Here is a 12,416-nt window from a genome sequence, read left to right as displayed (position 1 = left end):
GGACCGGGATGGACGCACCGCTGGTGTACCAGTTGTTCTGCCAAGGGCATCGCTGGGTAGCTATGTGCGGACGGGATAAGTGCTGAAAGCATCTAAGCATGAAGCCCCCCTCAAGATGAGATTTCCCATTCCGTTAAGGAAGTAAGATCCCTGAAAGATGATCAGGTTGATAGGTCTGAGGTGGAAGTGTGGCGACACATGGAGCTGACAGATACTAATCGATCGAGGACTTAACCAAACATGAATGTCATATCGTTATCTAGTTTTGAGAGAATAATTCCAAAAAAACTCTTGCATTTTTGAAAATACATAGTATAATGATCTTTGTCACTAAATTGTCTGGTGATGATGGCGAAGGGGTCACACCCGTTCCCATGCCGAACACGGAAGTTAAGCTCTTCAGCGCCGATGGTAGTTGGGGGTTTCCCCCTGCGAGAGTAGGACGTCGCCAGGCAGACATCATTCCGCAGTAGCTCAGTGGTAGAGCTATCGGCTGTTAACCGATCGGTCGCAGGTTCGAATCCTGCCTGCGGAGCCATATGATTGGAGAGCTGTCCGAGTGGTCGAAGGAGCACGATTGGAAATCGTGTAGGCGGCCAACGCCGTCTCAAGGGTTCGAATCCCTTGCTCTCCGCCACTTTCAAATATATGGCCCGTTGGTCAAGTGGTTAAGACACCGCCCTTTCACGGCGGTAACACGGGTTCGAATCCCGTACGGGTCACCATTATTTTTTAGAAGCAGAAGGGGTATACCGGAGCTTTTAAAGGAAGGCATGCTAAGATCGCAACATCCTGTTGCAACGCATGCACTTGCACGTCCTGTGCTGCGGAGGATTAGCTCAGCTGGGAGAGCATCTGCCTTACAAGCAGAGGGTCGGCGGTTCGATCCCGTCATCCTCCACCATATCTACTAATATAAAACATTATCGCGGGGTGGAGCAGTTCGGTAGCTCGTCGGGCTCATAACCCGAAGGTCGCAGGTTCAAATCCTGCCCCCGCAACCAAAAATTGCTCATTAAATGAGGAGTGCCCGAAGGGTGCAACCAAAATAGTTCATGCAATAAAAATTCAAAAATGGTCCGGTAGTTCAGTTGGTTAGAATGCCTGCCTGTCACGCAGGAGGTCGCGGGTTCGAGTCCCGTCCGGACCGCCATTTAAATAAAGGCTCGGTAGCTCAGTTGGTAGAGCAACGGACTGAAAATCCGTGTGTCGGCGGTTCGATTCCGTCCCGAGCCACCATTTGCCGGTCTAGCTCAATTGGTAGAGCAACTGACTTGTAATCAGTAGGTTGGGGGTTCAAGTCCTCTGGCCGGCACTGTTCTGGAGGGGTAGCGAAGTGGCTAAACGCGGCGGACTGTAAATCCGCTCCCTCAGGGTTCGGCGGTTCGAATCCGTCCCCCTCCACCATTTCTATAGGGGCATAGTTTAACGGTAGAACAGAGGTCTCCAAAACCTCCGGTGTGGGTTCGATTCCTACTGCCCCTGCCAATTACGTATTGAAACGTATGGCGGTTGTGGCGAAGTGGTTAACGCACCAGATTGTGGCTCTGGCACTCGTGGGTTCGATTCCCATCAACCGCCCTTTATGATCATATTGGGCTATAGCCAAGCGGTAAGGCAACGGACTTTGACTCCGTCATGCGCTGGTTCGAATCCAGCTAGCCCAGTTTTTCATCTTTTATCAATAAGTTGAATATGTTAAAATGAGTTCATAATTAGAATGCGGAAGTAGTTCAGTGGTAGAACACCACCTTGCCAAGGTGGGGGTCGCGGGTTCGAATCCCGTCTTCCGCTCCAATTTCTTAACTTAAAATGATGGCGGCATAGCCAAGTGGTAAGGCAGAGGTCTGCAAAACCTTTATCCCCGGTTCGAATCCGGGTGTCGCCTTAGTGCCCTTGCCGGGGTGGTGGAATTGGCAGACACACAGGACTTAAAATCCTGCGGTAGGTGACTACCGTGCCGGTTCAAGTCCGGCCCTCGGCACCATAGCTCACACATGCCGGTGTGGCGGAATTGGCAGACGCGCACGACTCAAAATCGTGTTCCTTCGGGAGTGTCGGTTCGACCCCGACCACCGGTATCACTAAACATCGTATTGCCAAGCGATGAAAGAGCGTTCCTTATTAAAGGAACGCTCTTTTTATTTATTCCTTATTAAAGCGGCGAACCGTCAAGGGTGTATTGTAGTCTTCATTAATTGCACCATGAATGGTTCATAACGTTTAAGCAGTTCAGCTCTTGTTTGACGATCTCCTCATTGAAATCCCTCCAATCAAATGATCACTTTTAACAAGGACCAGGCACCTGTCACTGACAAGGTGCTTTTATTTGTTTTAAGAATTGAAGCTCGGCACAAATTTTGGATACCTAATGTATATGTTCTTATCCTCTGACAGTTATGACCTTTTTACGTTTTGTTTACAAGTTGATCAAACTTTAGCGACATCTGCCCGCTATCTTGGAATACAGCAAGATCTCATCTAAATATAGGAAAAGGAACAATGGATCAGGTAAAGCATTAATCTTTTGAGGAGGAATAGAAGTTGTCAATCAGCATTAAACTGGCTGACGGATCTGTCAGAGAATTTGAAGAGGAAGCAAGCATCGAGGATGTCGCGGCTTCTATTAGCGGAGGACTGGAAAATGCGGTTGCAGGCAAATTAAACGGAAAGCTGGTCGATTTATCAACTCCGCTTCAGGACGGTGCGCACGTTGAAATCGTCACCCGGGACTCAGCTGAAGGGCAGAAGACCGTACTGGGAAATTCGCGGGGGGCAAGGCGTCTTGTGGCGCTTGATGCAGCGCGGGGATTGGCGGTCATAGGAATGTATTTACAGCACTTCGCCCTGAACGAAACGAACGCTTCAATCGTTTCCGGGAATACGACGCTGTTATTTGTGCTTTGCGGCGGCATCTCTTACTCGATCATGGCCGGGCGCATAATGGATCGGGGAGCGGAGCCGACTGCATTCCGGACGCGGATGCTTGCCCGCGCGGTATTTATCGATATTATAGGATATCTACTCATCATGCTGAATACTCCGTTCGGGGTGATTTTGCCGCTTATGCTGAACTGTTCGTGCTGGCGTTGGTGCTGGTTCGCCGTTCGACGCGTGTGCTCGTTGCGAAAGCAGCAGCTTTGATTATAGTGAGCCCACCTCTGATGATTCTCGGAGGAAGCGTCCTGTCTGGAGCTTTCTTACTTCGTGATATTGCAGGCGGCCCGATGTCCGCGCTCGCACTTGCACCCGCTTTCGTCGCCGGTATGGCGATCGGGCGCTTTGATCTTACCAAGATGCGTACCGCACTCTGGCTCGCGGGCAGCGGCGCAATCATGCTCACAGTCTCTAAGCTCCTGGGCGCTTTCGTTCTTCCAGGGCTGAGCCGTTCCTTTGAAGAGTGGCTCGTAAGTGTTCAAGGCACCGCCGTCGCCGAGCCGGATCAGTATGCTATCTGGCCGCACAACGTGACACCGCCACTGTGGCACAATCTTCTTTCGATAGCTCCGCACAGTGCGTCAACTTTCCTGACGATGCTGGGGCTAGGGGCCGCATTTCTGGTGCTTGGATTGGTATGTCTCGTGCAGCAGAAGACCACTGCCGTGTTAAAGGCGTTCGCTGGAGTCGGACGTGTAGCGTTGACGATGTATGCAGCTCAGTTTGTTGTCATATGGGCTCTTGAAATCTCGGGGGCCCAGTATGATATCGGGGCACTTCCATTCGGTGATCTGCTCGTCGCAGCCGTGACGACGGTGACAGGGTGGCTGATTGCACGGCTCCCTGCCGGTCCGCTCGAGACAGCGATGCGACGCTTTGACCGGATATTCAGCGCCTTGGGGCCTGTCACTGGACCGACGACACCGAGGTAGGCGGTCGTCTTTAACATGTCGAAGTATTGCCTGAAGGAAACGTCTGAGCTGACAGCTCCTTCAGGTTAAGTCTTATAAGCGGAAACTGCAGGATGTATCGGAGTACGCGGCGGATGAGTTCATGTACAAAGTAAAAGGAAGTTGTAAGCCTGCTGAAATACAGAACCCAAGGTTCTCTCAGGTTTATGTTATTCATAAACGTAATGAAGAAGCATAGACCTGCTAGAACCGCTCACCCTTGGATTTGCTTTTTACAACTTGAAATGATCATGCACTAAAAGAAATGGGGATGGCATTTTCTATGTTAAAAAAATCGTTCACAAAGTATTGTCTAATGTTGGTTTTATCACTTGCGATGCTGCTGGGAGCGATAACCCCAGGCGTTGCTGTGGCGCAGGCATCCAAGGGGGTGGCGTCCGGTCAGCAGACAAAAGTAAAGGCGCCAAATCTAAAGAAATCTCAAAAGATGAAGCTGGACAAACATGTGGCTTCAATGACAGAGAAACGAACGCTTCATGCTACATTCAAGCTTCCGCAATAGGAGGCATCCTCCGGTAACTTGCACGCGAAGGAATGAAACGCAGAAAAGTGGAAAGAACAGAATTAAAATTGACCCTTTAAGAGACTGTGAGACAAACACACTTCTTATCTTTACACAGCGGGGACGTCCGTTTGTTTTATTGACTTTCATATTCGGGCATATGTTTCAAGCTTTTTTTGAATAAGTCCCATCTTTTTATGCAGAAACATAAGGTTTAAAAAGGTGATAAGCATTCCGGCTATGCCCGATAAGACCATTGAAGAGAAACTGAATGTCTCTATTTCCGCTGCAACAATCAGCAGATAGCAACAAAACGGCAGCATAAGGATTGCAGTCAGTATACCTGGTACATAATGTTTAAATGTCAACCATAGGACGATGTGAACAAGAAAATGAACAGTAAAGGCAAAAAAGAAGCCAAACCAGACAATGTATTGATTACAATAAATGCTGGCGATCGTTACAACAACAGCTAATATAAATTCTTCAAGTACGGCGCAAACAAAAGAAGCAGTCGTGGAATGACCGAATGGCGCTCTTTTCAATTGGTTCAGTTTGCTCTGATACCTTTTGCCCCATGCCTCAACCATCACCATCTCTTCAAAATCATGCAGTATAAATAATGTCGGCAGCAGCCAGGCAATCAATTGCATCTTATCCATTTACATTCCCCCTTTTATGTGCCACAATTGTGACATTTCATCATAAATAAAGTCAATAAGACAACGAAAAGTGCTACATCGCAATAAAAAGTGAGACAGGAGCGAGAACATGAATCAAATGCCCTCAAAAACAGCACAGCAATCTAAAAGCTGGCTGACGCATTCACTGCTGGAGCTAATGAAGGAAAAAAGCTTTTCTGACATTACCATTACGGAGATAGCGGAAAAAGCACAGCTTGACAGAAGAACGTTTTATCGGCATTTCCAATCAAAAAAAGATATATTAGACCGCTATTTTGAGCAGCTTTGCAGTGAATATTCCAATTACATTGTTCAGGAAAAACATATCGACTTATCTAGTCTTGGGCATGCATACTTCAACTTTTGGAGCAGACATGCCGATTTTTTACAAGCCCTTCATCAGAATCATTTGTTTTATTTGGTCGTTGAGAAATATAATGAATTATTACCGGCTCTTCATGAAAAGTTTAAAGAAGACACCTTTCATTTTAAAAATCAAATCAGTTTGGAGTATGGGCTTGCATTTAGTTCCGGGGGTTTTTGGAATATCCTTTCAAAATGGTTTGAGAGAGGCAGGAAAGAATCGCCTGAAGAAATGAGTGATATTCTGCAAGGGATCGTAGATTCATTTTTAAATAAACAAGCTATCGAAAGGTGATCTCGTGTTGGTATACGAGTGGTTTAATTTCTGCTTGCGCTTATGACCAATCTCCGGTACCGTTAATGCAAAGAACATTGTGATATATAGAACAGGAGTTGAGGCCGTTGATGAATACGGTGAAGATCAGAGGGGTGACAATCGGAGAGGGAGCTCCGAAAATTTGCGTGCCGCTTGTTGGAGAAACGCTGGAACAATTGAAAGAAGAAGCTGCTTTTCTGCAGTCTGTCGATCCGGATCTTGTCGAGTGGCGGGCGGATTTTTTTGAGAATGTGGAAGACGTTGAAAAAGTGATAGAAGCGCTGGCTGAAATCCGTGCCATATTGCAAGACATTCCGCTGATCTTTACGTTCCGCAGCATAGAGGAAGGCGGCGAAAAAGAAGTCAGCAAGGAATTTTATTTTTCTTTAAATCATGCCGTTGCCAAAACAGGGCTGGCAGATGTGATTGATGTTGAGCTGTTCAATGAAGAGCAGGATGTAAAAAAACTGGTTGAAGCGGCTCATATGCATCATGTTTTCGTCATTATATCCAACCACGATTTCGAAAAAACGCCAAGAGCGGAAGAGATCGTGTCCCGGCTGCGCAGAGCGCAGGAGCTGGGAGCCGATTTGCCCAAGATTGCGGTGATGCCTGAAACGGCGGCAGATGTGCTGACATTGCTTGAGGCGACTCATACGATGTATGAGCGGTACGCGGAGGGCCCGATCATTACGATGTCGATGGCCGGAAAAGGCGTGATCAGCCGGCTGGCCGGAGAGTTATTTGGATCAGCGATGACTTTCGGAGCGGCCAGAAAGGCATCCGCACCTGGCCAAATTGCGGCCGGGGATCTGAAACAGATCCTTGACGTGCTGCATCGAAATATATGAATAAAGGAAGGAGCCGGAGCGGCTCCTTCTCCTTTTATCCGGCGTACTGCTCAATGATCGCCTGAAGCGATGTTTTCAGCTCTTCTCTATTTTTAAGTTGTGATTCGTCAAAACGGACGCGGACGAGCTTTTCGCCTTCGTTATACATTTCCTCCAGCCAGCCCCGCAATCCTCTGGCGCGGCGGTCGACTTCGATGATGACGTCCAACCCGTTATCTTCAAGAAGAAATACGAGCTCTAATTCGTCAAACAGTCGGCGGTAATTTTGCGAGACCGGTACAAATTCGAATTCCTGAACGAAAGGCATCCGCCTGTTAAAGTATGGCGCATGTTCACAATCAGCCTCTTGAAGCCTGAATCCGAGGTCTCCCATAGCTTCCAGCACAGATTTGATCCACGGGTGCGGTTTGACGGCAATCGGGTCTTCGTCCGATTTATCGATGCCGCCTTGAATGTCCAGGTCTGTCAATAAGAAAACGCGCGTCCCTTTCATCGTCATCGGCGCATCAAGCGGCATGATGAATGAAAAAGGAAAGCGCCTTTCTTTCCCCGGGCTGATGGTGAATGATTCCGTTACCCTGCGGGATTCCATGGTGACGGTTTTCCATTCTTTTTTATCATCCTTTACGATGGCGTATTCGGTCTCCAGCAATAATTCAATGTACCTGATGTGCTGTTCGGTGTTGCCGCCTTTTACAAGAACGCTTCCGTTCACTTTCTCACCCGGCAGATATTCATTTTTCTCCAAAATCGTATTGACCTTTGCCGCTCCGATGCCTGCGCTTGCCGCAAGCTTTTTAAACAGTGACATGTTTCGATCTTCTCCTTTTATCCTGAAATAAAAGCAATTTTTATACGCTGTTTATAGTCAAAAGGATTCATTTATTTCTGAATGATTTTCACTGTCAAATCGATGTGTTACTATTAGAAACGAATATAATAGCTTTACTAGGGGTGCCCTGTTGAGGGCTGAGAGAGAAACAACTTGCGTTTCTTAACCCTTTGGACCTGATCTGGTTCGTACCAGCGTGGGGAAGTAAAAAGATGAAGGATAGGGATGTCCGGCTGCGATGCGGTCATCTGCCGATTTTACTGACTTTAAACCAGGTTCATGAACAATGTGCCTGGTTTTTTTGTGCTGGTGCTGTTCTGGAGTTTCGTCCTGATCATTTTTAAAGAGGGGAAGGATTTTCACATGAAACATGAGTCAGTACAGCAAAAAAACATCGCGATGATGTCAAGTTTTTCAGGAAGCCGAAAAGTGTATGTCGAAGGATCGCGTCCTGACATTCAAGTGCCGATGAGAGAAATTTCTTTAAGTCCTACAACAGGATCATTTGGAGAAGAAGAAAATCGGCCTGTCCGCGTATACGATACGAGCGGTCCTTATACAGACGCCAATGCGAAGGTTGATATTCAGAAGGGGCTGAAGCCTTTGCGGGCGTCCTGGATCAGAGAACGCGGCGATACCGAGACATATGAAGGCAGAGAAGTAAAGCCGGAGGATAACGGCTATAAAAGCAAAGAGAAAGCAAATCACAGCTATCCAGGCCTGAAACGAAAACCGCTGCGTGCGAAAAAGGGGCAAAATGTCACCCAGCTGCATTACGCAAGAAAGGGGATCATTACGCCTGAAATGGAATTCATCGCGATCCGCGAGCATGTGTCTCCCGAATTCGTCCGGGAAGAAGTGGCCAGCGGCCGGGCGATCATTCCGTCAAATATTAACCACCCGGAAAGCGAACCGATGATTATCGGACGGAACTTCCACGTAAAAATAAACGCAAACATCGGCAATTCAGCCGTCACCTCCTCAATTGAAGAAGAAGTGGAGAAAATGACATGGGCGATCCGCTGGGGAGCAAACACGATGATGGACTTATCCACAGGAAAGGATATCCATACGACAAGGGAATGGATCATCCGCAACTGTCCCGTCCCCGTCGGCACTGTGCCGATTTACCAGGCGCTCGAAAAGGTCAACGGAGTGGCCGAAGATTTGACATGGGAGATTTACCGCGACACATTGATCGAACAGGCTGAACAAGGTGTCGATTATTTTACGATTCATGCCGGCGTCCTTCTCAGGTATGTGCCGTTAACGGCGAAGCGCGTCACCGGAATCGTATCCCGAGGCGGGGCAATCATGGCGCAGTGGTGTCTGGCGCACCATGAAGAAAGCTTTTTGTACACGCATTTTGAGGAGATTTGCGAGATTATGAAAACGTATGATATCGCATTTTCGCTGGGAGACGGCCTTCGTCCGGGCTCGATTGCGGATTCGAATGATGAAGCGCAATTTGCCGAATTGGAAACGCTTGGCGAGCTGACGGAGATCGCTTGGAAGCACGATGTTCAGGTGATGATCGAAGGGCCGGGGCATGTGCCGATGAATAAAATCAAAGAAAACGTCGACAGGCAAATGGAGATTTGCAAGGAAGCGCCGTTTTATACGCTGGGGCCGCTGACAACCGATATCGCGCCGGGCTATGACCATATTACGTCTGCGATCGGAGCGGCGATGATCGGCTGGTACGGCACGGCCATGCTTTGCTATGTGACGCCGAAAGAACATTTGGGACTGCCGAATAAAGACGATGTCCGCGAAGGCGTCATCACATACAAAATCGCGGCTCATGCGGCTGATCTCGCTAAAGGCCATCCCGGTGCGCAACTCCGCGATGATGCGCTGTCAAAGGCGCGCTTTGAATTCCGCTGGAGAGATCAGTTCAACCTGTCGCTTGATCCGGAAAGAGCGCTTGAATTCCATGATGAAACCTTGCCGGCTGAAGGCGCAAAAACGGCGCATTTTTGTTCGATGTGCGGGCCGAAGTTTTGCAGCATGAGAATTTCCCAGGATATTCGCGACTATGCCAAGGAAAACAACCTTGCTGAAGAAAAGGCTATTCAAAAAGGACTGAAAGAGAAGGCGAAGGAATTTAAAAAAGCAGGCGGTAACATTTACAATTAAAGACGGGCAATACAGATAGATGAAAGGGGAACCTTTCATCTGTTTTTTTATAATATAGGGTTGACAGGTCGGAATAATATGAATTAGTATGTTATTTAATATTTCGGAACATTCCATCAGCGCTGATCGGTCAACCGAAGGCTCTTATCTCAATTTGGGATAAGAGCTTTTTATTTTCATAATGGCAAAGAAAGGGGAACAAGATGTCTTTATCAATCCGTGTTAACGAAAAAGCGTTTGTATACGGCGGCCGTAAAACGAGCGTGCTTCGAGACGTGAAGCTAGCGGTCGAAAACGGTGAATTCCTGACTGTCATCGGACCAAGCGGGTGCGGAAAAAGCACGCTCTTAAAAATCGTTGCAGGGCTTGACGGGGATTATGAAGGGCGAATCAGCATGAACGGCAGAGAGATCAAAGGTCCGGGGATTCAGCAAGGCTTTATATTTCAAGAGCATCGGCTTTTTCCGTGGATGACGGTTGAGCAAAATATCGCCGCAGATTTAAGCCTGAAAGAACCATCGGTACGCAAAAAAGTCGATGAATTGATTGAAACGGTACGGCTGAAAGGCGCGGAGAAACTGTATCCGCGCGAGCTGTCCGGGGGAATGTCGCAAAGGGTCGCGATAGCCAGGGCACTCTTGCGGGAACCCGAGATTTTATTGCTTGATGAACCTTTCGGCGCCTTGGACGCCTTTACGAGAAAGCATCTGCAGGATGTGCTGGCAGACATTTGGAGAGAGAAGAAAATGACGATGATCCTTGTCACCCATGATCTCGACGAATCCGTTTATTTAGCCAACCGGATCGCGGTCTTCACCGCAAAGCCGGGGAGAATTCATAAACTGCTTCCGGTTGATCTGCCATTTCCGCGCAGCAGAACATCTCCTGTTTTTCAGTCAATCAGGCAAAAAGTGCTGAAAGAATTTGAGAAAACGGAAGAATTCAGCTTTCAAGAAGGCTCGGGGATTTAAAGCAGAAAGGAGCGGAAACGGATGAAAAAATGGGCGTTGTATGTACTGGGCTGCCTGCTGCTTGCAGGCTGTTCAGCAGCAGGATCAAACGGAAGCGGCAAGGATTTGGAAGTGATTAACATCGGGGTGCAGCAAAGCTTGAGCCCGCTGCTGCTTGCGAAAGAAAAAGGCTGGTTTGAAAAAGAGTTTGCCAGAGATGGAATCAAAGTGAAATGGACGGAGTTCCAAAGCGGTCCGCCGCAGTTTGAAGGAATCGCCGCGGACAAACTCGATTTTTCCCAGGTCGGCAATTCGCCGGTGATCGCAGGACAGGCGGCAGGCATCGATTTTAAGGAAATCGGCCTCTCACAAGACGGCTTAAAAGCGAACGGCATCCTTGTCAAAAAAGGGAGTGGCATCACTGACATCAAGGATTTGAAAGGAAAGAAGGTGGCTGTCGCAAAAGGAAGCAGCGGATTCGATTTTCTTTATAAAGTGATCGATAAGGCCGGTTTGAAGCCTTCCGACGTGAACATCATCCAGCTTCAGCCTGACGAGGCTATGCCTGCATTTGACAGCGGGGCGATTGACGCGTGGTCGATTTGGGAGCCGTTTTTGTCCCTTAAAACAATCAAAAGCGATGCTGAGATATTGGTAGACGGTGAACAAATTGACCGGTATTCCCCGGGTTTTACGCTTGTTCGGAGCGAATTTGCCGAACAGCATCCAGAAGAGGTCGTCCGTTTTCTGAAGGTGTACGACAAAGCCGTGAAGTGGCAGAAAGCCCATAAAAAAGAAGCGGTTGAAACCTATTCGAAAATCAAAGGCATCGACAAAGAGGTCGTAGAAAACGTGCTGAATAACACGGAACCGTTAAACGAACCGATCACAGACCGCATCATTCAAACGCAGCAGGAAACTGCCGATTTTCAATACGAGTTAAAAGCGATCAACAAACAGATTGATGTAAAAGAAGTGGTTGACAACTCGTTTATGAAAAAAATGCTCAAAGGAGGAGACGACGAATGAGGGCAGTTTCACCAAACACCGCCGCAGTCGGGCCGAAAACAGGCGCCAAACATAAGCCTGCCGCTTTTCGGCTTGCCTGGGGAAAAGGATTGGTATTGCCAGTCATCATCATTTTATTATGGCAGCTTGTCGGAGCATTGGAGCTCATCTCAAAGACCGTGCTTCCGGCGCCTTTTGACATATTGCTGACCTTCCGGGACCTTATCGCATCGGGAGAATTTTTTGCTCACTTAGGCATCAGCATTCAGCGCGCCGCGCTCGGTTTTTTCCTGGGGGCAGGACTCGGGCTCCTGTTCGGGCTGGTCACCGGATTCTCCAAAATAGCCGAGGATTATCTCGATCCGTCTCTGCAAATGCTGAGGACCGTTCCGCATCTCGCCGTCACGCCGCTGTTTATCTTATGGTTCGGCTTTGACGAGCTGTCAAAGGTGCTGCTGATCGCTCTTGGCGCCTTCTTCCCGGTGTATATCAATACATTTTCGGGGATCAGGGGCGTCGATTCAAAGCTGTTCGATGTGGCAAGGGTATTGGAGTTTCATTGGCTGAAGCAGGTGACAAAGCTCATTCTCCCTGCATCGCTTCCGAACATCCTTTTAGGAATCCGCCTGTCGCTCGGCGTATCGTGGCTCGGACTAGTCGTTGCCGAGCTGATGGGATCAAGCGCGGGAATCGGATATATGATCATGGATGCCAGACAGTTTTCGCAAACCGATAAGGTGTTTGTCGGGATTTTGATTTTTGCAGCCGTCGGAAAGTTGACGGATTCATTCGTCAGAGTGTTGGAAAGGAAGTGCCTGGGCTGGAGAAACAGCTATCAAGGAAATCAAAAGTAAAGGGGAGATC

Annotated in this window: 9 protein-coding genes, 16 tRNA genes, 2 rRNA genes, 1 pseudogene and 1 riboswitch (1 of these 29 running past the window's edge); of the genes and pseudogenes, 26 read left to right on the top strand and 2 right to left on the bottom strand. The window is 48.3% G+C overall.

The window, feature by feature from the left end; genetic code table 11:
- The 20 genes and pseudogenes from MHB78_RS19015 to MHB78_RS18920 form a co-directional block, all read left to right on the top strand.
- Positions 1-238 (top strand): 23S ribosomal RNA (locus MHB78_RS19015); it begins 2,694 nt to the left of the window's first position.
- A 100-nt stretch (positions 239-338) separates the two neighbouring features.
- Positions 339-454 (top strand): 5S ribosomal RNA (gene rrf, locus MHB78_RS19010).
- Between the two features lie 9 nt (positions 455-463).
- A tRNA-Asn gene (locus MHB78_RS19005) sits at positions 464-538 on the top strand.
- A gap of 7 nt (positions 539-545) precedes the next feature.
- Positions 546-637: transfer RNA gene (locus tag MHB78_RS19000), tRNA-Ser, on the top strand.
- A gap of 13 nt (positions 638-650) precedes the next feature.
- Positions 651-725, top strand: a tRNA-Glu gene (locus tag MHB78_RS18995).
- Between the two features lie 103 nt (positions 726-828).
- Positions 829-904: transfer RNA gene (locus tag MHB78_RS18990), tRNA-Val, on the top strand.
- Positions 905-927: 23 nt separating this feature from the next.
- Positions 928-1,004: transfer RNA gene (locus MHB78_RS18985), tRNA-Met, on the top strand.
- 72 nt (positions 1,005-1,076) lie between these two features.
- Positions 1,077-1,153: transfer RNA gene (locus MHB78_RS18980), tRNA-Asp, on the top strand.
- 10 nt (positions 1,154-1,163) lie between these two features.
- Positions 1,164-1,239 (top strand) — tRNA-Phe (locus tag MHB78_RS18975).
- Between the two features lie 3 nt (positions 1,240-1,242).
- A tRNA-Thr gene (locus MHB78_RS18970) sits at positions 1,243-1,315 on the top strand.
- 7 nt (positions 1,316-1,322) lie between these two features.
- A tRNA-Tyr gene (locus MHB78_RS18965) sits at positions 1,323-1,407 on the top strand.
- A 7-nt stretch (positions 1,408-1,414) separates the two neighbouring features.
- A tRNA-Trp gene (locus MHB78_RS18960) sits at positions 1,415-1,488 on the top strand.
- A 20-nt stretch (positions 1,489-1,508) separates the two neighbouring features.
- A tRNA-His gene (locus tag MHB78_RS18955) sits at positions 1,509-1,581 on the top strand.
- A 14-nt stretch (positions 1,582-1,595) separates the two neighbouring features.
- A tRNA-Gln gene (locus MHB78_RS18950) sits at positions 1,596-1,667 on the top strand.
- A gap of 55 nt (positions 1,668-1,722) precedes the next feature.
- Positions 1,723-1,797: transfer RNA gene (locus MHB78_RS18945), tRNA-Gly, on the top strand.
- 20 nt (positions 1,798-1,817) lie between these two features.
- Positions 1,818-1,888, top strand: a tRNA-Cys gene (locus MHB78_RS18940).
- Between the two features lie 10 nt (positions 1,889-1,898).
- A tRNA-Leu gene (locus MHB78_RS18935) sits at positions 1,899-1,987 on the top strand.
- Between the two features lie 12 nt (positions 1,988-1,999).
- A tRNA-Leu gene (locus MHB78_RS18930) sits at positions 2,000-2,081 on the top strand.
- Positions 2,082-2,544: 463 nt separating this feature from the next.
- Positions 2,545-3,869, top strand: a pseudogene (locus tag MHB78_RS18925) (TGS domain-containing protein).
- A gap of 301 nt (positions 3,870-4,170) precedes the next feature.
- Complete coding sequence (locus MHB78_RS18920) at positions 4,171-4,410, top strand: hypothetical protein (RefSeq protein ID WP_046132958.1); 240 nt, start codon at positions 4,171-4,173, stop codon at positions 4,408-4,410.
- A 146-nt stretch (positions 4,411-4,556) separates the two neighbouring features.
- Here the strand turns inward: MHB78_RS18920 and MHB78_RS18915 are convergent, their stop codons facing one another.
- Positions 4,557-5,072, bottom strand: a complete 516-nt coding sequence (locus MHB78_RS18915; protein WP_046132959.1) for an HXXEE domain-containing protein — start codon at positions 5,070-5,072, stop codon at positions 4,557-4,559.
- 109 nt (positions 5,073-5,181) lie between these two features.
- Here MHB78_RS18915 and MHB78_RS18910 point away from each other — a divergent pair, with 109 nt between their 5' ends.
- Together MHB78_RS18910 and aroD are read left to right on the top strand one after the other, a co-directional pair.
- Positions 5,182-5,751: a TetR/AcrR family transcriptional regulator gene (locus MHB78_RS18910; protein WP_046132960.1), complete on the top strand. Its 570-nt coding sequence runs from the start codon at positions 5,182-5,184 to the stop codon at positions 5,749-5,751.
- A gap of 107 nt (positions 5,752-5,858) precedes the next feature.
- Positions 5,859-6,623, top strand: a complete 765-nt coding sequence (gene aroD, locus MHB78_RS18905; RefSeq protein ID WP_099047024.1) for a type I 3-dehydroquinate dehydratase — start codon at positions 5,859-5,861, stop codon at positions 6,621-6,623.
- Positions 6,624-6,657: 34 nt separating this feature from the next.
- Here aroD and MHB78_RS18900 read toward each other — a convergent pair whose 3' ends face one another.
- The gene (locus MHB78_RS18900) at positions 6,658-7,434 is read right to left on the bottom strand and encodes a sporulation protein (RefSeq protein WP_046132961.1); all 777 of its coding nucleotides are present in this window, start codon (positions 7,432-7,434) and stop codon (positions 6,658-6,660) included.
- A gap of 129 nt (positions 7,435-7,563) precedes the next feature.
- Positions 7,564-7,675: riboswitch (TPP riboswitch) on the top strand.
- A 143-nt stretch (positions 7,676-7,818) separates the two neighbouring features.
- On the opposite strand from MHB78_RS18900, the gene thiC reads away from it, so the two are divergent.
- From thiC to MHB78_RS18880, 4 genes are all read left to right on the top strand, one after another.
- A complete protein-coding gene (gene thiC / locus MHB78_RS18895; RefSeq protein ID WP_046132995.1) occupies positions 7,819-9,594 on the top strand; it encodes a phosphomethylpyrimidine synthase ThiC in 1,776 nt (591 codons plus the stop codon).
- Positions 9,595-9,797: 203 nt separating this feature from the next.
- Positions 9,798-10,565, top strand: a complete 768-nt coding sequence (locus MHB78_RS18890; protein WP_046132962.1) for an ABC transporter ATP-binding protein — start codon at positions 9,798-9,800, stop codon at positions 10,563-10,565.
- Positions 10,566-10,586: 21 nt separating this feature from the next.
- On the top strand, positions 10,587-11,573 hold the full coding sequence (locus MHB78_RS18885) for an aliphatic sulfonate ABC transporter substrate-binding protein (protein WP_046132963.1): 987 nt from the start codon (positions 10,587-10,589) through the stop codon (positions 11,571-11,573).
- Complete coding sequence (locus tag MHB78_RS18880; RefSeq protein WP_046132964.1) at positions 11,570-12,406, top strand: ABC transporter permease; 837 nt, start codon at positions 11,570-11,572, stop codon at positions 12,404-12,406. The genes MHB78_RS18885 and MHB78_RS18880 overlap by 4 nt, the downstream gene beginning before the upstream one ends.
- The last annotated feature ends 10 nt before the right edge of the window (positions 12,407-12,416 follow it).

It is taken from the genome of Bacillus sp. FSL K6-0138 (assembly GCF_037982765.1).
GTDB lineage: Bacteria > Bacillota > Bacilli > Bacillales > Bacillaceae > Bacillus > Bacillus glycinifermentans.
Note: the sequence above shows the minus strand (reverse complement) of the source record. Positions and strands in the feature narration are given on the sequence as shown.

Excerpts from the sequence above, each read along its gene's own strand:
- MHB78_RS18885 (WP_046132963.1), top strand. The coding sequence starts at position 10,587 with ATGAAAAAATGGGCGTTGTATGTACTGGGCTGCCTGCTGCTTGCAGGC.
- MHB78_RS18910 (WP_046132960.1), top strand. The coding sequence starts at position 5,182 with ATGAATCAAATGCCCTCAAAAACAGCACAGCAATCTAAAAGCTGGCTG.
- MHB78_RS18900 (WP_046132961.1), bottom strand. The coding sequence starts at position 7,434 with ATGTCACTGTTTAAAAAGCTTGCGGCAAGCGCAGGCATCGGAGCGGCA.
- MHB78_RS18880 (WP_046132964.1), top strand. The coding sequence starts at position 11,570 with ATGAGGGCAGTTTCACCAAACACCGCCGCAGTCGGGCCGAAAACAGGC.
- MHB78_RS18915 (WP_046132959.1), bottom strand. The coding sequence starts at position 5,072 with ATGGATAAGATGCAATTGATTGCCTGGCTGCTGCCGACATTATTTATA.
- thiC (WP_046132995.1), top strand. The coding sequence starts at position 7,819 with ATGAAACATGAGTCAGTACAGCAAAAAAACATCGCGATGATGTCAAGT.
- MHB78_RS18890 (WP_046132962.1), top strand. The coding sequence starts at position 9,798 with ATGTCTTTATCAATCCGTGTTAACGAAAAAGCGTTTGTATACGGCGGC.
- MHB78_RS18920 (WP_046132958.1), top strand. The coding sequence starts at position 4,171 with ATGTTAAAAAAATCGTTCACAAAGTATTGTCTAATGTTGGTTTTATCA.